Genomic DNA, 23,023 nt, shown 5'->3' with positions numbered 1-23,023 from the left:
GGACCCTGTGGACTCCCCTCCCACGAGGAGCAGTTGTGAGGCAGCACACCCACCCGTTCGTCCCGTACCGGCCCGAGCGGTACGACGAGGCCGAGATGCTGCGGCGCGGGCAGGACTTCGTGGCCTTCCTCGACCGGCGGCGCAGCGTGCGGTTCTTCAGCGACGAGCCGGTGCCGCGCGCCTGCGTCGACCTCGCCGTCGCCGCGGCCAACACCGCACCCTCCGGCGCCCACTTCCAGCCGTGGCGGTTCGCCGTGATCGGCGACGCCGCGACCAAGCACCGCATCCGCCTCGCCGCCGAGGAGGAGGAGCGGGTCAATTACGAGGGCGGGCGGCTCCCGCCCGAGTGGCGCGCCGCGCTCGCGCGCCTGGAGACGGACGCGGACAAGGGCTTCCTCGACGTCGTGCCGTGGATCGTCGTCTGCTTCGCCGAGAAGAGCACCGCGCTGCCGGACGGCTCGCTGCGCAAGAACTACTACGTGAACGAGAGCGTGGGCATCGCCTGCGGTCTCTTCATCGCCGCCCTGCACGCGATGGGCCTGAGCACCCTGACGCACACGCCCAACCCGATGGGCTTCCTCACCGAGATCTGCGGGCGGCCCGGCAACGAGCGGCCCTACATCCTCTTCCCCATCGGCTACGCCGCGGCCGACTGCGAGGTCCCGGACCTGGCGCGCAAGTCGCTCGCGCAGGCGACCGCCGACCACCCCGGTCCGCTCCCGGCCGCCGACCGCCCCGGTCCGCTCTGATCCGGCCGGTCCGTGCGGGGCCGGTCGACCACCTCCTCGACACACCGCTGCCGCCGCCGGACCCACGGGACCGACGGTCGGCGGCCGGTCCGGCGAGCGGTCCGGTGGCCGGGCAGGGCGGCGGCCGGGGGCGGCCGACGGCGGCGGCCGGAGGCGGCGGCCAGCCGGGGGGCGGCAACGGACAGGACGGCGACGGACGGCCGGGGCGGCGGAGGCCGGGGGCGGCGACGGACGGGGGCGGTGGCGGGTGCGTCGTCGTCAACGGCTCTGTCGGCGGGCCGCCGCGGCGGCTGTGAAGGCCCGCGTCACGCGCAGGTCCTGCCCGGCCTCCGGGTGCCACTGGACGGCCAGGGTGAAGGCGTCCGCCGTCGGCAGTTCCAGCGCCTCCACCGTGCCGTCCTCGGCGTACGCGCTCGGCACGAGTCCGGCGCCCAGCCGGTCCACGGCCTGGTGGTGGTAGGTGGACACGCTCGCCTCCTCGGGCGCCGCCGCGGCCAGCAGCGTCCCGGGCACCGGCTTCACCGTGTGCCGGGCGAACGTCCCGGGCGGGCCGCAGTGGCCGCCGTGCCCCACCTCGTCGGGCAGGTGCTGGACGAGGGTGCCGCCGAGGACGACGTTCAGCAGCTGCATGCCCCGGCACACGCCCAGCAGCGGGGCGCCCGCCGCCAGCGCCGCCTCGATCAGCGCCGACTCCCAGGCGTCGCGCGCCGCATGGGGCGGCCCGGTCCGCGGGTGGCGCTCCGCCCCGTACCGCGCGGGTTCCACGTCCGGACCGCCCGCGATGACGAGTCCGTCGAGCCGGGACACCACCGCCTCCGCGGCGGCGGGCGCGTCCGGCGGCAGCAGCGTCGCCAGAGCGCCGGCCTGCTGGACGAGCCGGTGGTACCCGGCCGGCAGCAGGGCGGCCGGCAGGTCCCACACGCCCCACCGCACGGACGGTTCGAGGTAGGTGCTGATGCCGATGAGCGGCTTGGACACGGCTGCTCCGATCCTGGGTCGGGGTGCTCGTTCAGTCCCGTTCGAGTTCGGCCTCGGCGGCGGCCAGGGCGGCGAACTCCTCCTCGGGGGCGGAGGCGACGAGGCGATGCCTGCTGTAGCAGGCGAAGTAGGCGAGGGCGACGGCGTAGACGCCGAGCGCGATCAGCGCGGCCGCCTTGTCCACGAGGAAGGTGGCCACCAGCGCCGCGCAGGCGAGCACCAGCGCCACCGAGGAGGTCACGACACCGCCCGGGGTGCGGTACGGCCGCGGCAGGTCGGGCTCCCGGCGGCGCAGCGCGATGTGGGACAGGGCCATCAGGGCGTAGGAGATGGTCGCGCCGAACACCGCGACGTTGAGCATACGCGCGCCGTCGCCCGTCGCCGCCGCCAGGGCGAAGCCGAGCGCGCCCGGCACCAGCAGGCCGAGGTAGGGGGCCTTGCGGCGGCTGGTCAGGGACAGGAAGCGAGGCAGGTAGCCGGCCCGGGAGAGCGCGAAGAGCTGGCGCGATCCGGCGTAGATGAGGGAGAAGAACGAGGCGACGAGACCCGCGAGACCCGCGTAGTTCACGAACCGGCTCAGCGGAGTCGGCCCGCCGCCGCCTTCCAGCGCGGCCACCAGCGGATTGCCGGCGTCCCGCACCGCGTTCGAGCCGTGCGCGCCGGTGGCGGCCAGGAAGGTGAGCAGCGCGAGGACGAGCAGGATGCCGATGGACAGGGCCATCGCCTTCGGCAGCGAGCGCGCCGGGTCCCTGGTCTCCTCGGCGGCCAGCGGCACCCCTTCGACGCCCAGGAAGAACCACATGCCGAAGGGGAACGCCGACCAGATGCCGAGCAGGCCGAAGGGCAGCCACGAGCTCGCGCCGAAGGCCGTGTGGTCGACGGGGATGTCGTCGAGCCGGCCCGCGTCGAAGTCGCCGAGGGCGCCGACGGCGAAGACGAGCAGCGCGGTGACCGCGACGCCGGTGACGACGAAGCTGAAGCGCAGCGCCTCGCCGACGCCCCACAGGTGGATGCCGATGAAGAGGACGAAGCAGGCGAGGTAGACCGGCCAGCCGGAGGTCAGGCCGAACAGGTGGAGCGACTCCACGTAGTCGCCGATGAAGATCGCGATGGCGGCGGGGGCGAGGATGTACTCGATGAGGATGGCGGTGCCGGTGAGGAAGCCGCCCCAGGTGCCGAGCGCGCGGCGGGCGAAGCCGTAGCCGCCGCCTGCGGTGGGCACGACCGCGGCCATCTCGGCCTGGGAGAAGACCAGGCAGGTGTACATCAGGCCCATCAGCACGGCGGCCACGGCGAGCCCGCCGAAGCCCGCCTGGGCGAGTCCGAAGTTCCAGCCGGCGTAGTCGCCGGAGACGACGTAGGCCACGCCGAGACCGGTCAGCAGCAGCCAGCCGGCGCTGCCCCGGTTCAGGGCCCGGCGTTCCAGGTAGGCGTCGCCGTCCGGGGACGGCGCCGGGGCGCCGTCGGGCGGCGGCGCGGACGGTGCGGGCCTGCGCGAGTCGGTGCCGTCGGCCATCAGTCGCTCCTGCCTCGGTTCAAAGGTCGGCTCACAAACCTTTGCGGTCCCGATGGCCGAGCGCAAGACCCGTGCTGTCAACGATCGGTGAACGCGGCGTCACGACAGGAAGCCGCGCAGCAGCGCCGCGGTGCCCGCGCAGTGCTCGCGCATGACCTCCCGCGCGCCGTCCGCGTCCCCCTCCAGGACCGCCTCCACCAGCGCCTCGTGCTGCCGCTGCGAGTGCTCCAGGTTGCGCACCAGCAGCGGGATGCAGTCCAGCAGGTCGTTCACGGTCGCCCGGACGGCCGCGTACTGCCCGGCCAGCGTCGGGGAGCCGCACAGGTCCGCGAGGGTGAGGTGCAGCATCGTGTCCAGGCGGCGGTACTCGGCCAGCGGCGCGTCCTGCGTGGCCGTCAGCGCGGCGCGCAGCCGGCGCTCCGCGTCTGCGCCCAGCGGGCGGACCGCGCACAGGCCGGCCGCGCCCACCTCCAGCACCTCGCGGAAGAGCAGCACGTCCTCGACGTCCACCCCGGCCACACGCCGGCGCAGCTCGTCCTCGTCGTCGCCGGCCGCCGGCTCCGGCCGCCGCAGCACGAACGTGCCGCCGTAACGGCCGCGCCGGCTCTCCACGATCCCCTGGTCCTGGAGGGCCTTGAGCACCTCGCGCAGGGTCACCCGGCTCACCCCGAGCCGGTCCGCCAGGTCGCGCTCCGCCGGCAGCCGCTCCCCGTGCGGCACCAGACCCAGGCGGATGATCTGGAGTATCTGCTCCATCGCCTCCTCGAAGCCGTTGCCGGCCCGCACCGGCCGGAGCACCGGCGCCAGCCGGTCCGCCGCCGAGGCTTCCCGAAGCTCACCCATCGGGCCCCCTTCCCCTGCAAAGGTTCTTGTGCATACCTTATGCCTCATCCGGTGCGGCACACCCGGGAGAGCGGCCCCGCCGTCCTCCCGGACCGACGACTGACGCCAGGAGGCGCCCCCGTGGCTGACCGTACGCCCCCGCTCTCCGTGGACGAACTGCGCGCGTTCGTCGACGCCGGGGAGATCGACACCATCGTCCTCGCCTTCACCGACATGCAGGGCAGACTCCAGGGCAAGCGGTTCGCCGCCCGTTTCTTCCTCGACGACGTCCTGGAGCACGGCACCGAGGGATGCAACTACCTCCTGGCCGTGGACGCCGAGATGAACACCGTCGGCGGCTACGCCATGTCCTCGTGGGACCGCGGCTACGGCGACTTCGCCCTGCACGGCGACACCGCCACCCTGCGCCGCACCCCCTGGGACGCCGGGACCGCCCTGCTCCTGGCCGACCTGGCCTGGCACGACGGCTCGCCTGTCGTCGCCTCCCCGCGCCAGATCCTGCGCCGCCAGCTCGACCGGCTCGCCGAGCACGGCTGGAGCGCGTACGCCGGCACGGAGCTGGAGTTCATGGTCTTCAAGGACACCTACGAGGACGCCTGGGCGCGCGGCTACCGCGACATGAACCCCGCCAACCAGTACAACGTCGACTACTCCGTCCTCGGCACCGGCCGGGTGGAGCCCCTGCTGCGCCGGATCCGCAACGAGATGGGCGCCGCCGGGATGACGGTGGAGTCCGCCAAGGGCGAGTGCAACCTCGGCCAGCACGAGATCGCCTTCCGCTACGACGAGGCGCTCACCACCTGCGACCAGCACGCCGTCTACAAGACCGGCGCCAAGCAGATCGCGGCCCAGGAGGGCGCGTCGCTCACCTTCATGGCGAAGTGGGACGAGCGCGAGGGCAACTCCTGCCACATCCACCTCTCGCTGCGCGACGAGGCCGGCAACCCGGTGTTCGCCGACGACGCGGACCCGTACGGGATGTCCCCGCTGATGCGGCACTTCCTCGCCGGGCAGATCGCCGCGATGCGCGACTTCACCCTGCTGTACGCGCCGAACATCAACTCCTACAAGCGGTTCCGCGCCGGTTCCTTCGCGCCGACGGCGCTCGCCTGGGGGCCGGACAACCGCACCTGCGCCCTGCGCGTGGTCGGCCACGGCCTCTCCCACCGGTTCGAGAACCGGCTGCCCGGCGGTGACGTGAACCCCTACCTCGCGGTCGCCGGCATGGTCGCCGCCGGGCTGTACGGCGTCGAACACGAGCTGGAGCTGCCCGAGGCGTGTACCGGCAACGCCTACGAGCAGGGCGCCGACCGCGTCCCGACGCACCTGCGGGAGGCGGCGCGGCGGTGGACGGACAGTGCGCTCGCCCGGGCCGCCTTCGGCGACGAGGTCGTCGAGCACTACGCCAACATGGCGCGCGTGGAGCTGGACGCGTTCGACTCCGCCGTCACGGACTGGGAGCGGTTCCGGTCCTTCGAGCGGATGTAGCCCCTCCCGCCGCACACCGGCGACCGTGTCCGCGTTCCCCTCCGGCACCTGGAGTCCCGAACCTTGAGCGAGCACCACGTACTCAACCCGGCGACCGAGGACGTCGTCGCCACCGTCCCCGCGTCGAGCGAGTCCGACGTGGACGCCGCGGTCCGGCGGGCGGTCAGGGCGCAGGCGGCCTGGGCGGCCGTCGCCCCGGGCGACCGCTCCCGGCTGCTGCACCGCTGCGCCGCCGCCGTCGACGGCCATCTGGAGGAACTGGCGCGGCTGGAGGTCGCCGAAGCGGGCCACCCCCTCGGCAACGCCCGCTGGGAGGCGGGCAACGCCCGCGACCTCTTCGCCTACGCCGCCGGTGGCGTCGAGCGGCTGACCGGGCTTCAGATCCCGGTCGCGGGCGGTCTGAACATCACCACGCACGAGCCGCTCGGCGTGGTCGCCGTCATCGCGCCGTGGAACTTCCCGCTGCCCATCGCCTGCTGGGGCGCGGCCCCGGCGCTCGCCGCGGGCAACGCCGTCCTGCTCAAGCCCGCCGAGACGACGCCGCTGACCGCGCTGCGGCTCGCCGAACTGTGCCTGGAGGCGGGACTGCCCGAGTGTTTGTTCCAAGTCGTGCCGGGCGCCGGACCGGTGGCGGGCAACGCCCTGGTCGAGCATCCCGACGTGGCCAAGGTCGTCTTCACCGGCTCCACGCCGGTCGGCAAGCGGATCATGGCCAAGTGCGCCGACCGGGTGAAGCGGGTGACGCTGGAACTCGGCGGCAAGAGCCCCAACATCGTCTTCGCCGACGCCGACCTCGACAAGGCGGCCGACGCCGCTCCCGCCTCCTTCCTCGACAACACCGGCCAGGACTGCTGCGCCCGCAGCCGCATCCTCGTCCAGCGCGACGTGTACGACCGCTTCATGGAGCTGCTGGAGCCAGCCGTCAAGGCCTGGCGGGTCGGCGACCCCACCGACCCCGGCACGCGGATGGGCCCGCTGATCTCCGCCGCCCAGCGCGAGCGGGTGCGCTCCTACGTCCCCGACGGCGCACCGGTCGCCTTCCGCGGGGACGCGCCGGACGGGAAGGGCTTCTGGTACCCGGCGACGGTGCTCGCCCCCGCCTCCCCCGACATCCCGGCGGCCGTCGAGGAGGTCTTCGGGCCCGTCGCCGTCGTCCTGCCCTTCACGGACGAGGCCGACGCCGTGCGCCTGGCCAACGCCACCGCGTACGGGCTCTCCGGCTCCCTCTGGACCCGTGACGTCGGCCGGGCGCTGCGCGTCGCCGGCGCCGTCGCGGCGGGCAACCTGTCGGTCAACTCGCACAGCAGCGTGCGCTACTGGACCCCGTTCGGCGGCTACAAGCAGTCCGGACTCGGCCGGGAACTGGGCCCCGGCGCCCTCGCCGCCTTCACCGAGACCAAGAACGTGTTCCTCAGCACCGAGGACTGACCCGACCGACCCGTCGCGGGCCCCGCACACGTGTCCCGTATGCGAGAGATCCGTACCCGAGAGACCCGAAAGACCCGAGTGACCCGAGAGAAAGGCCCCGCCGTGACCGACAGCGCCCCCGCCCCCGCCTCCGACACCGAGAGCCCGGTCTGCCGCCGCCTGGTCGGCCGTACCGCCGTCGTCACCGGGGCCGGCAGCGGCATCGGCCGTGCCACCGTCCGCCGGCTCGCCGCCGAGGGCGCCCACGTCGTCTGCGCCGACATCGACGAGGAGACGGGCAAGGCCGCGGCCGCCGAGGTGGGCGGGCTGTTCGTACGGGTGGACGTCACCGATCCCGAACAGGTCGAGGCGCTGTTCCGGACCGCCCACGACACCTACGGCTCGGTCGACGTCGCCTTCAACAACGCCGGCATCTCCCCGCCCGACGACGACTCCATCCTCACCACCGGCCTGGACGCCTGGAGGCGGGTGCAGGAGGTCAACCTCACCTCCGTCTATCTGTGCTGCAAGGCCGCCATCCCCTACATGCGGCGCCAGGGCAGGGGCTCGATCGTCAACACGGCGTCCTTCGTGGCCGTCATGGGCGCCGCCACCTCGCAGATCAGCTACACCGCGTCCAAGGGCGGCGTGCTGGCGATGTCCCGCGAGCTGGGCGTGCAGTTCGCCCGCGAGGGCATCCGGGTCAACGCGCTGTGCCCGGGGCCGGTCAACACCCCGCTGCTGAAGGAGCTGTTCGCCAAGGACCCCGAGCGTGCCGCGCGCCGCCTCGTGCACGTCCCGGTGGGACGGTTCGCCGAGCCGGAGGAGATCGCCGCCGCGGTGGCCTTCCTCGCCAGCGACGACGCGTCCTTCGTGAACGCCGCCGAGTTCCTCGTCGACGGCGGCATCGCCGGCGCCTACGTCACGCCGCTCTAGGCCCGTCCCGGGCCCGAGGGCACACCATGGCCTCCGCTCCGGCTCGGGGGACGCGGAGCGGAGGCCGGCTCCCCCCATCATGCGGGTCGGGAGCCGGCCGGCGCACGCCCGGCGTGGCGAACGGCGTCGGTCAGCCGCCGATCCCGCTCCTTCGCGCCCACTCCGTGCCCCGCGACCAGAGACCCGCACCGCCCGCATCGCCCGGTCCACGGCCCCACGCGCCGGGCCACGCGGCGGCGCCGCCGTCGCCACCGGCCGCCGTCGGCCGGTGGCCGCGGCCCGGGCGCTGGAACCCGACCGTGTACGTCCGGGTGACCGTGCCGTCGGCGGAGGTCACCGTGATGGTGCGGGCGGTCGTCCGCGACCCGGCCGACGTCAGCACGGAACTTCCATCGGTCACCTTCACCCGCGCGCCGGGCTGTGCCGCCACGGCGGAGACGGCCGGGACCGGCCCGTTCCCCGGCCGGTCCACGACGTACGTCGTCACGTCCGGGTCGAATCCGTCGATCGCGACGCCGCCGACGGTGATCGCCCTGGCGTCGGCGACGCCGGCCCCGGTGGCGTCCGAGTGGTTCGTCACCGTGACCGACCCGTCGGCGTTCACCACCACCCGCGCCGTCATCGCGGCCGCCAGGTTGATCCGCTGCCAGCTCTCGCCTCCGTCCCGGGTGAGGTCGAGCGGGTAGCCGGAGTCCGTCGCGGTCTGCTGGAGGATCTGTGTGCGCTGCCCGGCGGTGAGGTCCGGGAAGGCCGTGGTCAGCAGCGCCGCCGCGTCGGACGGCGCCCTGAGCGGCTGCCCCGACCGCCCGGTGCGGGAGAACCCGTAGGTCAGGCGCCGGGTGTACAGGTCGACGTCCTGTTGCGTGCCGAGGCCGCCGTAGGAGTCGCCGGAGCAGGCCGCGAGCGTGTCGCCGTACCCCTCCTTCGCGCACTGCGCCGGCAGGACGTTCTCGATCTCGGTGTGGGCCTGCGTGAGCAGCGCGGCGAAGCCGGGGTCCGCCCACCGGTGCGCGACGGTGGCCTGTGCGGTGATCCGGCCGCCGATCACGTCGAGCGGGTAGTGGAATCCGAGGACGACGCGGTTGTTCCCGTACTCCGAGGTGCGCGCGAGGATGGACGGCGCCAGTTCCGGCAGGAGGGTGGCGAGGATCGTGCCGGCCTCGTAGCCGCCGTAGGTGTGTCCGCTCGGGTAGGAGCCGCTGGTGGCGAGGCCGCTGTAGGAGCCGTCCTGCGACTCGTAGACGTCGCCGCCGTCGCCGACGAACCCCAGCCGCACGTACGGGCGCGGGTAGCCGTAGTGGTCCTTGGCCGCGTCGTGGGTGTCGAGGTTCTGGGTGACGCGGCCGAACAGCGCGTTGGTCTTGGGCAGCAGCCCGCCGCTCAGGGCGTCGGCGTAGATCCGGCGAGCCGCGAGCCGAGGCCGTCGGCCAGGCTGACGGTGGCGCTGTGGGTGGCGTCGGTCTCGGCCCGGTCGACCTCCTTCTGGGTGGCCGCGTTGTTGACGCGGAGGGCGATCTCGTCGTTCTCGGCGGTCGGCGGGGTGCCGTGGGGCACGTTCGCGGGGGCGCCGAGGATGTCGGAGTGGAGGTCGTCGAAGCCGCTGAGCAGACGGTCGAAGTAGTCGGTGCCGTCGCCGGTCGCGGGCCACTCGTCCGACGCGTAGGCCGCGTTCAGGGTGCCGGCGGGGAAGGGGGTCGGCTCGTACGCCGGGTCGGCGGCGTCCGGCGCCGCGGTCGCGGGCGTCGGGGCCGTCGGGGCGGTGCCGTCCGAGGTGCCGGCCAGGGTGAGCGCGGTGACGGTGGCCGTGTGGGCCTTAGCGCCGCTCGGGGTGGTGAGCAGCGCCGTGTCCGCCGTGCCGGGCAGGTGCGCGGTGGTGCCGTCGTCGAGGGCGACGGTGTAGCCGACGAGCGGGAATCCGCCGTCCCCGGCGGCCCGCCAGGTCACGCGGACGTGGTGGCCGTCGGTGGTCACACCCGTCACGGTCGGCTTCTGCGGTGTGCCGCCGCCGCTTGCCACGGGCGCCGTGGCGGCGCTCGGGCGGGAGGCGCCGATCCGGTTCACCGCTTGGACGCGCGCCGTGTACGACCGGCCGGCCGGCAGCCGGGTGAACGTCGTGGCGCGGCTGTCCGGATCGTGGATGTCGACCTGGTGGTCGCCGAGGGCGACCCGGTAGCCGGTGACCGGCGAGCCGCCGGTGTCCGCGGGTGCGGCCCAGGCGACGGTGACGCTCGTGCCGGACGCGGTCGCCGACACGGCGTCGGGCGCGGCGGGCGCCGTCCGGGGCTTCGTGGTGAGCGCGGCCAGGGCGCGGTCGAGCGCCTCGTACCGCGCGGTGAGGGTCGCGTCCGTGGCCGTGTCGTCGCCGGCCGCGGATCTCGCCCCGGCCAGTGCCGTGGTGAACGTCTGCCACGACGCGTCCGTGTAACGGGCCTTGTCGAGGGCCGACGCGGTCGCGACCAGGTCCTCCAGTCTCAGCCTCGGCAGCGGGATCAGCTGCCCGGCGGCGAGATGGAGAGTGCGGGTGCGGGTGCCGACGTCGAGCTGGGTCGCGCCGTCGGCGTCGATCAGGGCGCGTGCGGCGGCGAGTTCGCGCCGGAACACGCCGAAGTCGATCGTGTCGTACCGGTCGGCGTCGCCGGACAGGTGCGCGTAGCGGTCGATCGCCGCGCGCAGGGCGGAGGCGTCGGTGGCGGCGGGTGTGTCGGCGTGGCCGAAGGTGATCCGGCCCAGGTTCGCGACGTACGGGTGCGAGGCGTCCGGGTGGGTGGTCAGCCGCAGGTGGACGGTGTGGGCGCCGGTGAGCGGCGTGGGCAGCGTCAGGCTCGTCGTCCCGCCCGCCGACCACGCGGTTCCCGTGACCGGCAGCGGCACGGTCGCGTACGGCGTGCCGGGGTGCGCCGCGTCGAAGGAGTCCAGGTAGAGCTGGACGGCCGAACCGGCGCCGCAGCGGGCGGAGTTGTTGACGTAGGTGAGGGTGACGGTGTTCCTCGGCACGTCGCCGAAGTCGACGTCCCCGTAGTCGAGCCAGGCGCCGTCGTAAGTGCCGCCGAGGTCGGTGGCGGAGCCGGCGCCGCTCCAGCCGGCCGGCTCGCTCTTGAGGCCGCCGCCGCTGCCGGCGCGAAAGGCGGTGGCGTCGAACCCGACCGGGGTGTCGGAACTGCGGGTCAGGGTCAGCGAGTGGATGTTGCCGACGTAGGGCTGGGCGGCGGTCTGGGTGCCGGAGGCGAAGTCGGCGTAGACGTCCTGGACGCCGCGGAAGACACCGGGGTCGAGCCGCGCGGTCGTGGTGGCGAGGGTGCCCCAGCCCGAACCGGTGTAGTCGAGGGGGATGTCGACGCTCTTGGCGCCGTCCCGGGAGCCGAGGCGCAGGGTGAGGTGCGAGTCCGACGCCGCGCGCGAACGGGGTTTGTCGTAGCGGACGGTGACGGTGTCGGCGCCGTCGCGCAGATCCGCGCCGTTCGCGAGGCTCAGCGGGAGCGAACCGCCGCCCGTCGTGGTGCTGTTGAGCGCGGTGAGCGTGGCGAGGGTGGTCGTGGCGGACGGAGAGTCCGGGGTCGGGGAGAACTGGTACCGGTCGAAGTTCGACACCCACTGGCGTCCGGACGGGGCGTGGAACACGAACGTGGCGCTCTTGGCGGCCAGCAGGGCGGCCGGGTCGGTGACGGCCGCCCGCCATCAGACACGGAGGAAACGTACAGCGAGCGAACAAGACACGTACAGGAGTCGGGCACCGGCGACCGCGAGGATGGCGCACTTGGCGGTCGTGTCCGGGCCGCCGCGGGTGGGCGAACGGGCGCCGCTGTAGCCGGAGGCGCCCAACTGCCGCCCCGGCGTTCAGCGTTCGCGGGTGAGGCGGTACGGCTCGTCCAGCGGATCGAGGTGGAGCAGCGGAGTGCCGCCGGCCTCCTCGATGAACGGGCCGGACTCGGGGCCGCCGCGGAAGTAGGCGTACGCGATGGCGGTGAACCTGATCCGGCCACCGCCCAGGTGTGTCATGCCCTTCGGCACGTCCAGTGAGCCCAGCCATTCGGCCTGCGCCTCGTCGATCGTTCCGGTATAGGTGTCGGCCGCGCGGGACTCGGCCGCGCGCGCGGCCAGGACGTCCCCGAACGAGGCGGCGTAGAGCACCTCGTGGACGGCCTTGTCGATGTTCTCCTCGCCGCCTCCGCCGTACTCCTCGTACCGGCCCCGGACGCGGCCGTTCCAGTAGCCGGGGTCGTTGATGGCCCGCCGCGCGTACGCGTTCCAGGCGAGGCGGCCCGGGCGGAAGGCGTGGGGTTCCCGCACGACCCAGCCGATGGGGAACCCGCCGCGGCTGCCGTCGTCCGCACAGATCCGCACGGAAGCGGCCGTATCACCCGGTCCGGCGAGCAAGCCTCTGCGGCGAAGGCTTTCTTGCGCATGCGCGCCCAAGCGACTCAAGTCCATGAACGCTGATTGTCGAAGCGCCTTGCCGACCCCGGCAACCCCCTGGCACGGCGATGGCCGAAGACGTACGCCGCACTGCCCCGGACCAGGTGTGGGCCGGCGGTCAGCCGGCCGCCGTCTCCGCGATCAGCGCGTCGAGCACCGTGCGCAGTTCGGCCGGCTCGGCCGGATGGGGGCCGGTGGGCTCGTCGGGCGTCAGCGCGGCGGGACGCACCTCGGCGGACACGACGCCCTGCGGGCCGGGTGCGGCCGCGGCACGGGCGAGGAGGGCGGCGTGGTCGGGCGGCGGGACGTCGAGCCAGTCGCCGAGCTGTCGCAGTGCGGGCCCGAGCGGGGGCCGCGGGAACGGGAAGCCGGCGGGCAGCAGCTCGGCCTGCCGGGTGTGGTCGTCGCCCTGGAAGTCGAGGGTCCAGTCCTCCCAGCCCGGCAGCGGCCAGTCGTGGACGCCGGGCACGGTCCGCACCGCCCAGAGCGAGACGGTGCGCGCCCGCGGGTCGAAGTGGACGCCGCCGTGCGGCATGTCCGTAGGCACGGGGGTGTCCTCCGACGCGACGAGCAGGTCGATCAGACCAGGTGTGACGGCGAGGTGTTCGAGGGGCTCCCCGACGCTGCCCCACGCGCGCACGCTCGCGTCGGGCATCCGCAGGGAGACCACGGACGAGGGCTCGGTGCCCCTGGGATCCGCCCACCAGGAGGGTTCGCCGGTCTCGAACCAGCCCGGCGAACGGGTCAAGTCCCTGCCGAGGCCCAGGTGATGGGTCAGATCGCCCATGCCGTCGTGGGCGAAGCGGACGTCCCAGCCGGCCCACGTCCGGGCCAGTACGGCGCGGGCGGCGCGGTAGTCGGCCCAGCTCTCCACGACGGCGTGCCAGAGCAGGACGCGGCGGTCGTGGTCGACGAGTGCGGCGCCCTCGCACCACACGTCGTCGAGCCATTCCCCGCTCTCCCGGCGGGAGCGGAAGCAGCGGGTCGCCGCGAGCGGGCCGGGCAGCAGATCGACGATCAGCCGGCCGGCCGCCCAGTGCGAGCCGTACCGCTGCCGAACGCCGTTCTCCACCACCACGTACTGCGCTCTCGCTCCCATGACCGGCGAGGCTAGCGCGGCCGTACGGCGGTGAGGCGCGCGGCTCAGCCGGCGGCTTCGTCCGACAGCTCGTCCGCCGCGAAGGAGCCGCCCATGAGGCCGCCGAAGAAGCCCTCCATGAGCTCGTCCATCCGGACCTCGGTGGCTCCCGCCGGAGCCGTGGGCCTCGCGCCCTTCACGGTGCGCAGCACCAGGGCGAACTTCTTGCCCTTGGCCTTCTCCGCCAGCGGGGCGAGGTCCACGGACACGTCGCTCAGGGCGCCGTTCTTCAGCGTGAAGTCGGCCGTGACCTTCTTGTTCGGCGCGTCCTTGAGGTCGTCGGCCGTGGGCAGCCCGCCTCCCTCGGGCAGTTGGCCGGCCAGCGGGCGGATCTCGTCGATCAGCCCGGCCAGCAGCGTGCGGAAGGGAGCCGTGGCCTTGACGTGCTCGGTGCCGTCGGCGCCGTCGGCGGTCTTGAACCGGACCTCCTTGGCGATGACCCCGCGCAGGCCGTTCATCAGCTTCTTCTGGGCCTGGGCGTCGAGCGTGGGGGCCGGGGACGGCTTCTTCCCGTTCTCGGCGGCCTGGTCCCGGGCCATCTGCTCGCTGGTCTTGCGCAGGTCCTTGGCGGAGAGCTTGATCCACTTGCCGGCGAGCACCTTCTTGAACGCACCCGCCTCGGGAGGCAGTTCGTCGGCGCTGGGCATCGGGCTGCCGGCCAGCTGCCCGAACGCGGCCACGTCGGCGCGGACGTAGGCGTCGTCGCCGATCAGCCGGTACTCGAACAAGTCGCCCTTGGGACCGCTGAGTTTCACGGCCATGGCGCTGAAGTCCTTGTCGCCGGAGTCGTTCAGCGGCTTCTTCGACTCCACGGAGACGGAGACGCGGGCGCCGCTGAACAGCTCGGCGATCTCGTCGGGCATCCGGTCCTCGGGCTGCGCCTCGGTGTCCAGCGCCTGCAAGGTCGCCGCGTCGGTGTCCAGATCGAGTTCGAAGGTGAGCGAGTGCTGCTCGCCGAGTGCGTCGAAGGCGCGGTCGAGCTTCTGGCCCGCGGTCAGGTTCTCCACGGTCCCGCAGGCGGCGGTCCCGGCGAGGACCACGGTGGCGACGGCGGTCGCGGCCAGGGTGTTGCGTATGGCGGAAATGTCGGTCTCCTCTGAGGAACGACCAAGGTGCTGGTCACTGCGGAGACCGATCAAGTGCCCGAATGGTTGTACGCCCGGGCGGACGACGATCACGGCGGGCCGCGGGGACCGGCGGCGCGAGCGGCCGGCCATGGGCCCGGGCGCGCGGGACCGTTTGACCTTGACACGGTGAGAAGGTCTTCACTGCGGCCCAGGAGGTGGTCACGATGACCAGGGCGGAAGCGGACACGCGTACGGAGCGGGCCGTTCAGGGGCTGGAGAGCGGCAGCCCGTCGGTACGGCTGCGGGCGGCGCTGGCGGTGGGCTCGACGCCGGATCCGGAGTCGATCGGCCCGCTCGTGGCGCGGTGTGCGGTCGAACCCGACTTCTCCGTGCGGGAGATGCTGACGTGGGCGCTCACCCGGCACCCGGCGTCGATGACGGTGCCGGTGCTCGTCGCGGAGGTCCGCGCGCGGTCCGCGCGGGCGCGGAGCCAGGCGCTGCACACGCTGTCCAAGATCGGGGACCGGCGGGCGTGGCCGGCCATCACACCGGCGCTGCTGTCCGACGCCGACGACGAGGTGGCCCGCAGTGCCTGGCGGGCGGCGGTCGTGCTCGTACCCGAGGGCGAGGAGCACGCGTTGGCGGTGGCGCTGGCGGCGCGACTCGGACGCGGTGAGCGCGAGACGCGGCTGAGCCTCAGCCGGGCGCTGGTCGCGCTCGGCGAGGCGGGCAGGCCCGCGGTGAGCGCCGCGACGGACGATCCCGACCCCCGCGTGCGCGCGCACGCGATCGCCACGGAGCGGTTGCGGCGCGACCCGGACGCCGGGTTCGAGTCCGCGATCGAGGAGGCCAAGCGCGTCGTGGCCCTGGGCCCGGCCGACCGGGAGGAGCGGTAGGCGGGGCGACCGGCAGGGGGCCGGTCGGCGATGCCGCCGGCCCTCCTACTCGGCCTCCTCGGGCCCGGCGGCGCGGCGACGGAGCCATTCCTCCAGCAGCGACGCTTCCGCCGGGGTGAGGCCCGGCAGCCGCGGGACGAGGGCGCGGAAGGCGGTGACCGCAGCGGTGACGTCGTCTACCGGCAGGGCCGGGGCGTCGGTGAGCACCGTGCGCGTCACCGCCTCGAACAGGGCGTCGGCCAGCCCCGGGTCCCGGGACTCGGGCGGCTGGGCCAGCAGGGTGTGCACGGCGCCCGTGCCGGCGGCGCGGATCATGGCGACCGCCCTGTCCTCGTCCACCCGCAGCCGTCCTTCGGCCGCCACCCGGTGCACCCGGGCGGCCAGGATCCCCAGGCCGGCCGCGTGGGCGGGGTCGGCCCGGGACCGCACCGGGTCGGACATGAGGACGAACACGGCGGGGTTGGCCAGCCCGAACTCGATCTGCGTCCGCCAGCCCGCCCGCAGGTCCTCCAGCGGGTCGCCGGTGAGGGCGGTGCGCCGCTTGGCGGCGACGTACTGGGCGAAGACGTGCTCGGCGGCGGCGTCCAGCAGGGCGTCCTTGTCGGCGAACAGCCGGTAGAGCGCCGGGGGCTGGAGTCCGGCCGCCTGCGCGACGGCCCGGGTGGTGACCGCCCCCGAGCCCCGCTCCTGGAGCAGCCGGGCGGCGGCCTCGACGATGCGCGCCCGGGTGGTACGGCGCTGCTCGCTCTCGCTCTCGTTCACGGTGCCGACGATACCGCAGCGCCGAGAACACTGTTTCTTCCAGTGGTGTTATCGTCGTTAGTACCGTTGATAACGATTGAGCGATAGCGACGGAAACATCGGGAGAGGGAAACGCCATGTCCGCCACCCCAGTCACCCCAGCCACCCCCATGACCGTCGTCACCGGCGCCACCGGCCAACTGGGCTCACGCGTCGTGGACCGCCTGCTGGAGCGGCTGCCCGCCGACCGGATCGGCGTCAGCGTCCGCGATCCCGAGGCGCCCGCCGCGGTCGCCCTGGCCGGGCGCGGTGTGCGGGTCCGCCGGGGCGACTTCACCCGGCCGGAGACGCTCGCGCGGGCTTTCGAGGGAGCACGGCAGCTGCTCCTGGTCTCCTCGACCACGACCGGCGAGGCGGTCGTCGCACAGCACCGCGCCGCGATCGACGCGGCCCGCGCCGCCGGGGTCGAGCGCGTCGTCTACACCAGCCACCAGGGCTCCTCCGCCACCTCGCGGTTCGCCCCGATGCCCGACCACGCGGCCACCGAGCAGTACCTGGCCTCCTCCGGCCTGGCGCACACCTCGCTGCGCAACGGCTTCTACGCCACCACGCTGCCGGCCCTGGTCGACTCGGCCCTGCGGACCGGCACGCTGGCCCTCCCGGAGGACGGCCCGGTCTCCTGGACCGGCCACGACGACCTGGCCGAGGCCGCCGTCGCCGTCCTGCTCGGGCAGGTCCGCCACGAGGGCCCGACCCCGGCTCTGACCGGCCCGGCCGCGCTGGATCTGGACGCCGTCGCGGCCCAGCTCTCCGAACTGGCCGGGCGCACGGTCCAGCGCGTCACCGTCTCGGACGACGCCTACCTGGCGTCGATGGCCGAGCACGGCGCACCTAAGTGGCGGGCGCGTCTGATGCTCGGCCTCTTCCAGGCCGCCCGGGACGGCGAGTTCGCCGTCGTCGCCCCCGACCTGGCCGAGATCATCGGCCACCCCGCCACCCCCGTCGGGCCCCTCCTGCGGCAGACGGTCCACGCGGCCGGCGCCGCCTGAGACCCCGGCCGGAGACCCCCACCGCCCCGCGTCCACCGTCCGGCCGCGGCGCCCCGGCAGCACCGCGTCGGGCGCACGCGCCCGGCACCCCGGCGGCGCCGCACCCCGCACCCGCACCCGCACCCGCACCCGGCCGTACACTGCGGCGCGCACCAAGCCGTGCCCGCGGCGGCCACGGATCACAGGCGTGAGGCATCGGTGCGCAGGCGGGGGTCCGCGAGGGACCAGGGGTGGAAGGGGTCGTTTTCCATGGTGAGAGGCACAGACGGCGGTGCGGCGACCGCGGCCCTGTGGGTCCGGCGGCTTCCCGAGCGGCCGCGGGTCGCCGTCATCACCCTGCACGGAGGCCGGGAGGACGGCTACCAGACGTCGCAGCCCTGGCATCTGGCGGCGCTGAGAATGCGGCCCGTGCTCCGGGCGGCCGGCTCGGCGCTCCGTCCGGACGAAGCCGTCCTGGGCCAGGTGCGCTACCGGCACCGGGGCTGGAACCGGGAGGACCCCCTCCAGGACGCCTACCGCGCCCTGGACGAACTCGACCGGCTCGCCGGGCCGGTTCCCGTCGTCCTGATCGGCCACTCCATGGGCGGCCGGGCGGCGCTGCGCGCGGCCGCCCACCCGAGGGTGAGCGCCGTCGTGGCGCTGGCGCCCTGGGTGCCGGCCGACGAGCCCACCGTGCACCTCGCGGGCAAGCGGATCGTCGTCCTGCACGGCAGCCGCGACACCGTGACCAGCCCCGGCGCCTCCCTGCGGTACGTCCGCCGGGCCCGCGGCCCGCAGACCCGGGCGGGCATCGTCCTGATCGGGCAGGGCGACCACGCGATGCTGCGCCGGGCGCGTCTGTGGCACCGCTGCGTCGCCGAACTGGTCGCGGACCTGACCCGTCCCGAGGAGGAGCCCAGGGGCCTGGCCGCCGCGAGCTACGCGGCCACCCGCCCGCTCCTCCTGTGACCACCGGCGAAGAGCGCACGGGCGTACGTCAAGGGCCCGAGCGGCCCGGCCGCCCCCGGCGGCGGCGTCCGTCCCGCACGAGCCCCGGGGGCGGCGGCCTCACCGAGTGGGGTCGTCGCCGTCCGTGGCGGGCGGCCGGCGGTCCTGCCCCGCGGTGCGCGGGGACGCCTGTTGCAAGCGGTCGATCATCTGTGACGCCTGCGCCTTGGTCAGTCCCTCCGGGATGTCCTCGCCGGCCTCGCGGGCCAGCGTGTGCAGATAGCTGAGCTGGGGTCCCGTGGCCCGTTCCGCACCGGTCACCCAGTCCTCGACGTTCTTGTTCGGGTCGTCTGCGTGCATGGGTGCCTTGTACCCCGTTCCCGCGTCCGCACCGCCCCGGCACGGGCGGCGGCCGGCGCCGGGGCCGCGGCCGGGTGCGCACCCGTGCCTTGATCCGAAGGGGGGCGACCGCGAGACTGTCGCGGTGCCGCGCGTGCGCCGCCACCGGTCCGCGGCGGGTTCCATGTCCCGGGGGTGTCACCGAATGTCAGAGTCCTTGCCGGCTGTGCCGGCTGTGCCCGCCGGCTATCGCGCCCGTCCGGCGACGGCCGACGACACCGGCGCCGTCCAGCACCTCGTCTCGGCCTGCGAGCGCGCGCTGTACGGCCGGGTACGGACCGCCCCCGGCGGCGAAGCCGCCGTCCTCGCCCGCCCGGGCCTCGACCCGGAGCTGGACACCCTGCTGATCCACGACCCGGCGGGGCGGCTCGCCGCCCGCGCGTGGGTGAACCGGCGCTCCGAGGTCGACGTCCACCCCCGGCACCGCGGCCGGGGCCTGGGCGCGGCGCTCCTGGACTGGGCCGAGGCCCGTGCCCGCCGGGCGGGGAGCGAGCAGATCACGCAGACCGTGCCCGACGACGACGCGGGAGCCGTGGCGCTGCTGCGCTCGCGCGGGTACGAGCCGATGGTGAGCGCATGGCTGCTGGAGTTCGCCATGCCCGACGAACCGGAGGTGCCCGAACCGCCCGCGGGCGTCACGGTCCGGCTCTTCCGCCCGGGCGACGGGCCCGAGGCGCACCGGCTCGTCGAGGACGCCTTCGACGCATGGCAGCAGCGGCGCGAGTCCTTCGAGGAGTGGGCGGGGCACACCGTCCGCCGTCCCACGTTCGCCCCCGAGATGTCCGCCGTGGCGTTCCACGACGGCCAACTGGTCGGTGTGGTGCTCTCGGTGGACCTGCCGGAGGCCGGTGAGGGCTACGTCGAGCAGGTCGCCGTACGCCGTGACCACCGCGACCGCGGCATCGCCCGGCTGCTGCTGCGGCACGCCTTCCGCGCCTTCCACCGGCAGGGCCGGCGGACGTGCACCCTCGACACGCACTCCGAGACCGGCGCGCTCTCCCTGTACCTGCGGGTGGGGATGACGGTCCGCCACGGCTCGACGGTGCACCGCAAGAGCCTGGGGCGCCCGTAGCGCGTGGCGCGGCAGCCGGTCACGCGGCCGTTGGTGCGGCGGAGTGAACCGGTCGCGTGGCCCGCTCATGGAAGCGCGGACGGCGGGGAAGGTGTCTCCCATGCGCGCTCTGGTGATCAACTGCACTCTCAAGCCCTCCCCGCAGCCCTCCAACACCGAGGCGCTGGCCGCCACGGTCATCACGGCGCTCCAGGGGCACGGCGTACAGGTGGACGTCGTGCGGGCGGTCGACCTCGATCTCAGGCCCGGTGTGCGGACCGACATGGGCGACGGCGACGACTGGCCGCGGGTGCACGAGAAGCTGCTGGCGTCCCGGATCCTGGTGATCGCCTCCCCGACCTGGGTGGGCCGTCCCTCCTCCGTCGCCCAGCGGGTGCTGGAGCGGATGGACGCGATGCTCGGCGAGACCGACGACCAGCGGCGCCCGGTCGCCTACAACCGGGTGGCGGGCGTGGTGGTCACCGGCAACGAGGACGGCGCCCACCACGTCATCAGCGAGATCAGCGGCGCCCTCGCGGACATCGGCTACACGATCCCCGGCCAGGCGTGGACGTACTGGCACCTCGGTCCCGGCCCCGGGCCCGACTACCTCGACGACGACCGCGGCCACGACTGGGCGGCGTCCACCGGCCGGGCCATGGCCTCCAACCTCGTCCACGCCGCACGCGCGCTGGCCGAGAACCCCCTCCCGGCTCCGCCGTCCTGACGGCGCCGTCTGGTCTAGACAACCTCCCGGGCGGGCGGATACGGTCCTGACCGGGGCGTCGCCCGCCGTGCGCGGCCGGCCGCCGTCCCGGTTCCTCCACCGCGCCGCACGGGAACGGGCCATGCCAGAGACCAGCTACGACGCCGCGGCCGCCGCCGAGTACCGGGCGGCGCGGGAGATCCCCCGCGAGGGTCTGACCGCCTGGCGGCGGGCGGTCGCCGACGAAGCACGTCTCACGGCCGGAATGACCGTCCTGGACGTCGGCGCGGGCACCGGCGGCTTCGCCGCCGCGTTCCACGACTGGTTCCAAGTGGGCGTACTGGCCGTCGAACCGGCGGCGGCGATGCGCGCCCTGATCCCGGCGGGCGCGGGCGTCCGGGCGCTGGACGGCCGCGCGGAGTCCCTGCCCGTCCCCGACGCCTGCGCGGACGCCGCGTGGCTCGGCTCGGTCGTGCATCACCTCGGCGATCTGGACGCCGCCGCCCGCGAGCTGCGCCGTGCGCTGCGTCCCGGCGCCCCGGTCCTGATCCGCAACACGTTCCCCGGCCGGAGCGGGCGCGACCTGCGGGTCCGCTTCTTCCCGGAGACCGCGGACAGCGTCGCCGGCTATCCCACCGTCGAACGGGTCGAGGCGGCCTTCGGCGCGGCCGGCTTCCGGCGGGTCGCGCTGCGCTCCGTCCCGCAGGAGTCCGCGCCCACCCTCGCCGCCTGGGCCGACCGTCTCCGCCGCGACTCCGACACCAAGCTCCGCGCCCTCGGCGACGCCGCCTACGCTCGCGGAATCGCCCGCATCCGCGAGGCCGCGGCGGCGAACCCCGAGGAGCGGGCGATCAGTTGGATGGACCTGCTGGTGCTGCGCTGACGCTCAGTTGCGGTAGCGGTAGAGGATCCGGCCGCGGGTCAGGTCGTACGGGCTCAGCTCCACGAGCACGCGGTCGTACGGGAGGATCCTGATGTAGTTCTTGCGGATCTTGCCGCTGATGTGCGCGAGCACGTGGTGTCCGTTCTGGAGCTCCACCTTGAAGGTGGCGTTGCGCAGGCATTCGAGGACGGTGCCCTCCAGCTCCAGGCCCTTCGATGTTCTCGCCAAGGTGTCTCACTTCTCTTCTCGATGTGATGGTGTTCGGTGCGGGAGCGGGCACTCAAGGCCGTGCCAGCTCCAGGTATCCGCTCGATCGCCGGGCGCCGGCCGCCTCGGCCAGCTCGATCGCCGCGGTGTTGGACGCGTCCACCTCGGCCCAGGCGGAGTCGATCCCGTCCCGGTGCAGCGCGCCCAGCGCGTGGGCCAGCAGCGCCCGTCCGATGCCGTGCCGGCGCTGATCGGCCCGGACCGCGAGCAGCCCGATCCGCGCCCGGCGCCGCACCGGCGCCACCCGGATCAGACCGGCGTACTGGCCGCCCCGCACCGCCACCGCGTACTTCGCCGGGTCCACCGGCGGGGGCCCGGCCGGGCAGGGCAGCACCTCGGCCGGCATGGTACGCCAGCCGACGGTGGCTTCGACCTCCTCGCGGATCACGCGGTCCAGCCTACGCAGCGGGACCTCGTCCGCCGTACCGGCGGGCAGGATGGTGACACCCGGCGGGAGAGCCAGTGCGCCGAGTCCCGTCGCCTGCGGGTCGGTGGGCAGGACGTACTCCCACTCGCGGCGCGCGGCGGTGAAACCGAGCCGTTCCCAGCGCGACCTCAGTTCGTGGTCGGCCGCGCCGACCACGGTGTGGAGCGGTGCGCAGAGGTCTGCCAGCATCGCGGCGGCGAGCTGCTCGAAGACGGCGTCCTGCCATACGTCAACGCTGATGAAGGTCCGTCCGTCGGGCCGGCGCGAGACGTCGCCGTCGCCGACGATCCGGTCGTCGGCCACGGCCTCCCACCGGTCCTGCGCGGTCCGTGTGATCGTCACGGTGTTCATGGGTGTTCGCCTTTCGGAAGTGCCTGGTTGGAGAGGCGCTCCCGACGACGGCTGGATCAGCCGGGCACCGTGACGGGGAGAGGGAGCATCCACCTCGATACAGCGTTCATGGTGGTCTCACCTCCTTCGGCGACGTCACGGTCGACTGCAAGCTACCAGCCGGACCGGCGGCGCGCACAGCCCTTTTCGCGCGGTGCGGTGCGGCCGCTTCACGCGGTGCGGTGCGGCCGCAGGCGGTCGTGGAGGGCCGCGAACGCCGTGCACGTCAGCGGGAGCGTCAGGGCCGCGGTGGCCAGGACGGCGACGATGACGGGGGTGAGGACGCCGGCGTAGTAGGCGGCGAAGAAGTTGCCCGTGGCTCGTTCGAGGAGAGTGCGCACGAAGGGGCGCAGCGGCAGGGCGAGCCGCGTCACCAGCAGGAGCACCCTAGGAAGAGCGGGAGCGTGCAGAGGGCGACCCACGCCAGGTCGGTGTGGTCGTGCGGGTAGGGCTCCTCGGCGCGGTGGTACCGGATGCGCTGGTCGCGCATCCGGGTGAAGACGGGCCAGGCGAGGGCGCAGATCGCGGCGGTGGTCAGCAGCCCGGTCAGGCCCGCCAGGCCGACGACGCGCGCCGTCGCGCCCGCCAGGGTTCGCCGGCGCTGCCGCAGGACGGTGAAGGTCGTGGCGAGGACGCCGCGTCGTGGGCGCCCGCTCGTCGGCGGCAGCGTGCGGTCGTGTGGTGCGGACATGGGGAGGGCGCGCCTTCCGGACGTTCCGGATCCGTTTGCGTCCAGGACGCCGGGCGGGCGG

The 23,023-nt window shown here is 74.3% G+C and carries 24 protein-coding genes; 10 read left to right on the top strand and 14 right to left on the bottom strand.

The genetic code is table 11. The features are described from left to right. The first annotated feature begins 35 nt into the window (after nt 1–35). Nucleotides 36–749: a nitroreductase family protein gene (locus tag ABEB07_RS12015; RefSeq protein WP_345668315.1), complete on the top strand. Its 714-nt coding sequence runs from the start codon at nt 36–38 to the stop codon at nt 747–749. A gap of 258 nt (nt 750–1,007) precedes the next feature. On the opposite strand, the gene ABEB07_RS12010 is transcribed toward ABEB07_RS12015, so the two are convergent. The 3 genes from ABEB07_RS12010 to ABEB07_RS12000 all read right to left on the bottom strand — a co-directional run bounded on the left by ABEB07_RS12010 (nt 1,008) and on the right by ABEB07_RS12000 (nt 4,086). Continuing rightward, nucleotides 1,008–1,727, bottom strand: a complete 720-nt coding sequence (locus tag ABEB07_RS12010) for a gamma-glutamyl-gamma-aminobutyrate hydrolase family protein (protein ID WP_345668314.1) — start codon at nt 1,725–1,727, stop codon at nt 1,008–1,010. A 31-nt stretch (nt 1,728–1,758) separates the two neighbouring features. Continuing rightward, nucleotides 1,759–3,243, bottom strand: coding sequence for an ethanolamine permease (eat, locus tag ABEB07_RS12005; RefSeq protein WP_345668313.1), 1,485 nt, complete (start codon nt 3,241–3,243; stop codon nt 1,759–1,761). 99 nt (nt 3,244–3,342) lie between these two features. Beyond that, nucleotides 3,343–4,086 carry a FadR/GntR family transcriptional regulator gene (locus tag ABEB07_RS12000; RefSeq protein WP_345668312.1) on the bottom strand — a complete coding sequence of 248 codons (744 nt, stop codon included), beginning with the start codon at nt 4,084–4,086 and terminating at the stop codon, nt 3,343–3,345. A 120-nt stretch (nt 4,087–4,206) separates the two neighbouring features. On the opposite strand from ABEB07_RS12000, the gene ABEB07_RS11995 reads away from it, so the two are divergent. The 3 genes from ABEB07_RS11995 to ABEB07_RS11985 all read left to right on the top strand — a co-directional run bounded on the left by ABEB07_RS11995 (nt 4,207) and on the right by ABEB07_RS11985 (nt 7,917). After that, nucleotides 4,207–5,574 carry a glutamine synthetase family protein gene (locus ABEB07_RS11995; RefSeq protein ID WP_345668311.1) on the top strand — a complete coding sequence of 456 codons (1,368 nt, stop codon included), beginning with the start codon at nt 4,207–4,209 and terminating at the stop codon, nt 5,572–5,574. A gap of 63 nt (nt 5,575–5,637) precedes the next feature. Continuing rightward, entirely contained in the window at nt 5,638–7,002 is a 1,365-nt protein-coding gene (locus ABEB07_RS11990; protein ID WP_345668310.1) for an aldehyde dehydrogenase family protein, read from the top strand. 102 nt (nt 7,003–7,104) lie between these two features. Beyond that, complete coding sequence (locus tag ABEB07_RS11985; protein ID WP_345668309.1) at nt 7,105–7,917, top strand: 3-oxoacyl-ACP reductase; 813 nt, start codon at nt 7,105–7,107, stop codon at nt 7,915–7,917. 130 nt (nt 7,918–8,047) lie between these two features. On the opposite strand, the gene ABEB07_RS11980 is transcribed toward ABEB07_RS11985, so the two are convergent. The 5 genes from ABEB07_RS11980 to ABEB07_RS11960 all read right to left on the bottom strand — a co-directional run bounded on the left by ABEB07_RS11980 (nt 8,048) and on the right by ABEB07_RS11960 (nt 14,475). Then, nucleotides 8,048–9,193 (bottom strand): phosphatase PAP2 family protein, encoded by a 1,146-nt coding sequence (locus ABEB07_RS11980; RefSeq protein ID WP_345668308.1) that lies wholly within the window; start codon nt 9,191–9,193, stop codon nt 8,048–8,050. 104 nt (nt 9,194–9,297) lie between these two features. Continuing rightward, nucleotides 9,298–11,535 (bottom strand): carbohydrate-binding protein, encoded by a 2,238-nt coding sequence (locus ABEB07_RS11975; RefSeq protein ID WP_345668307.1) that lies wholly within the window; start codon nt 11,533–11,535, stop codon nt 9,298–9,300. Between the two features lie 216 nt (nt 11,536–11,751). Further along, nucleotides 11,752–12,258 carry a hypothetical protein gene (locus ABEB07_RS11970; protein WP_345668306.1) on the bottom strand — a complete coding sequence of 169 codons (507 nt, stop codon included), beginning with the start codon at nt 12,256–12,258 and terminating at the stop codon, nt 11,752–11,754. 190 nt (nt 12,259–12,448) lie between these two features. Then, complete coding sequence (locus ABEB07_RS11965) at nt 12,449–13,429, bottom strand: hypothetical protein (protein ID WP_345668305.1); 981 nt, start codon at nt 13,427–13,429, stop codon at nt 12,449–12,451. A gap of 44 nt (nt 13,430–13,473) precedes the next feature. Continuing rightward, on the bottom strand, nt 13,474–14,475 hold the full coding sequence (locus ABEB07_RS11960; protein WP_345668409.1) for a hypothetical protein: 1,002 nt from the start codon (nt 14,473–14,475) through the stop codon (nt 13,474–13,476). A gap of 284 nt (nt 14,476–14,759) precedes the next feature. On the opposite strand from ABEB07_RS11960, the gene ABEB07_RS11955 reads away from it, so the two are divergent. Then, nucleotides 14,760–15,431, top strand: coding sequence for a HEAT repeat domain-containing protein (locus ABEB07_RS11955; protein ID WP_345668304.1), 672 nt, complete (start codon nt 14,760–14,762; stop codon nt 15,429–15,431). Between the two features lie 45 nt (nt 15,432–15,476). Here ABEB07_RS11955 and ABEB07_RS11950 read toward each other — a convergent pair whose 3' ends face one another. After that, nucleotides 15,477–16,193, bottom strand: coding sequence for a TetR/AcrR family transcriptional regulator (locus ABEB07_RS11950; protein WP_345668303.1), 717 nt, complete (start codon nt 16,191–16,193; stop codon nt 15,477–15,479). Between the two features lie 149 nt (nt 16,194–16,342). On the opposite strand from ABEB07_RS11950, the gene ABEB07_RS11945 reads away from it, so the two are divergent. Further along, nucleotides 16,343–17,221, top strand: coding sequence for an NmrA family NAD(P)-binding protein (locus tag ABEB07_RS11945; RefSeq protein ID WP_345668408.1), 879 nt, complete (start codon nt 16,343–16,345; stop codon nt 17,219–17,221). A 249-nt stretch (nt 17,222–17,470) separates the two neighbouring features. Further along, complete coding sequence (locus ABEB07_RS11940) at nt 17,471–18,169, top strand: alpha/beta fold hydrolase (RefSeq protein ID WP_345668302.1); 699 nt, start codon at nt 17,471–17,473, stop codon at nt 18,167–18,169. A gap of 99 nt (nt 18,170–18,268) precedes the next feature. On the opposite strand, the gene ABEB07_RS11935 is transcribed toward ABEB07_RS11940, so the two are convergent. Then, on the bottom strand, nt 18,269–18,508 hold the full coding sequence (locus tag ABEB07_RS11935) for a DUF3072 domain-containing protein (protein WP_345668301.1): 240 nt from the start codon (nt 18,506–18,508) through the stop codon (nt 18,269–18,271). Between the two features lie 214 nt (nt 18,509–18,722). Here ABEB07_RS11935 and ABEB07_RS11930 point away from each other — a divergent pair, with 214 nt between their 5' ends. From ABEB07_RS11930 to ABEB07_RS11920, 3 genes are all read left to right on the top strand, one after another. Then, on the top strand, nt 18,723–19,619 hold the full coding sequence (locus tag ABEB07_RS11930) for a GNAT family N-acetyltransferase (RefSeq protein WP_345668300.1): 897 nt from the start codon (nt 18,723–18,725) through the stop codon (nt 19,617–19,619). 100 nt (nt 19,620–19,719) lie between these two features. Continuing rightward, on the top strand, nt 19,720–20,325 hold the full coding sequence (locus ABEB07_RS11925) for a flavodoxin family protein (protein WP_164585230.1): 606 nt from the start codon (nt 19,720–19,722) through the stop codon (nt 20,323–20,325). Between the two features lie 121 nt (nt 20,326–20,446). After that, complete coding sequence (locus ABEB07_RS11920; protein WP_176147460.1) at nt 20,447–21,187, top strand: class I SAM-dependent methyltransferase; 741 nt, start codon at nt 20,447–20,449, stop codon at nt 21,185–21,187. A gap of 3 nt (nt 21,188–21,190) precedes the next feature. Here ABEB07_RS11920 and infA read toward each other — a convergent pair whose 3' ends face one another. The 4 genes from infA to ABEB07_RS11900 form a co-directional block, all read right to left on the bottom strand. Beyond that, complete coding sequence (gene infA / locus ABEB07_RS11915; RefSeq protein WP_018549108.1) at nt 21,191–21,415, bottom strand: translation initiation factor IF-1; 225 nt, start codon at nt 21,413–21,415, stop codon at nt 21,191–21,193. 52 nt (nt 21,416–21,467) lie between these two features. Then, complete coding sequence (locus ABEB07_RS11910; RefSeq protein WP_345668299.1) at nt 21,468–22,232, bottom strand: GNAT family N-acetyltransferase; 765 nt, start codon at nt 22,230–22,232, stop codon at nt 21,468–21,470. 209 nt (nt 22,233–22,441) lie between these two features. Then, nucleotides 22,442–22,645 carry a hypothetical protein gene (locus tag ABEB07_RS11905; RefSeq protein WP_217711059.1) on the bottom strand — a complete coding sequence of 68 codons (204 nt, stop codon included), beginning with the start codon at nt 22,643–22,645 and terminating at the stop codon, nt 22,442–22,444. Next, complete coding sequence (locus tag ABEB07_RS11900) at nt 22,642–22,962, bottom strand: hypothetical protein (RefSeq protein ID WP_345668298.1); 321 nt, start codon at nt 22,960–22,962, stop codon at nt 22,642–22,644. Before ABEB07_RS11900 ends, ABEB07_RS11905 begins: the two co-directional genes overlap by 4 nt. Nucleotides 22,963–23,023: the final 61 nt, after the last annotated feature.

Origin of the sequence: Streptomyces similanensis (assembly GCF_039543625.1) — a bacterium.
Lineage (GTDB): Bacteria > Actinomycetota > Actinomycetes > Streptomycetales > Streptomycetaceae > Streptomyces > Streptomyces similanensis.
Note: the sequence above shows the minus strand (reverse complement) of the source record. Positions and strands in the feature narration are given on the sequence as shown.

Bases quoted from the DNA above. Each gene is read 5' to 3' on its own strand.
- ABEB07_RS11945 (WP_345668408.1), top strand. From the start codon at position 16,343: ATGACCGTCGTCACCGGCGCCACCGGCCAACTGGGCTCACGCGTCGTG.
- eat (WP_345668313.1), bottom strand. From the start codon at position 3,243: ATGGCCGACGGCACCGACTCGCGCAGGCCCGCACCGTCCGCGCCGCCG.
- ABEB07_RS11900 (WP_345668298.1), bottom strand. From the start codon at position 22,962: ATGTCCGCACCACACGACCGCACGCTGCCGCCGACGAGCGGGCGCCCA.
- ABEB07_RS11940 (WP_345668302.1), top strand. From the start codon at position 17,471: ATGGTGAGAGGCACAGACGGCGGTGCGGCGACCGCGGCCCTGTGGGTC.
- ABEB07_RS11955 (WP_345668304.1), top strand. From the start codon at position 14,760: ATGACCAGGGCGGAAGCGGACACGCGTACGGAGCGGGCCGTTCAGGGG.
- ABEB07_RS12000 (WP_345668312.1), bottom strand. From the start codon at position 4,086: ATGGGTGAGCTTCGGGAAGCCTCGGCGGCGGACCGGCTGGCGCCGGTG.
- ABEB07_RS11920 (WP_176147460.1), top strand. From the start codon at position 20,447: ATGCCAGAGACCAGCTACGACGCCGCGGCCGCCGCCGAGTACCGGGCG.
- ABEB07_RS11935 (WP_345668301.1), bottom strand. From the start codon at position 18,508: ATGCACGCAGACGACCCGAACAAGAACGTCGAGGACTGGGTGACCGGT.
- ABEB07_RS11965 (WP_345668305.1), bottom strand. From the start codon at position 13,429: ATGGGAGCGAGAGCGCAGTACGTGGTGGTGGAGAACGGCGTTCGGCAG.
- ABEB07_RS11910 (WP_345668299.1), bottom strand. From the start codon at position 22,232: ATGAACACCGTGACGATCACACGGACCGCGCAGGACCGGTGGGAGGCC.
- ABEB07_RS11925 (WP_164585230.1), top strand. From the start codon at position 19,720: ATGCGCGCTCTGGTGATCAACTGCACTCTCAAGCCCTCCCCGCAGCCC.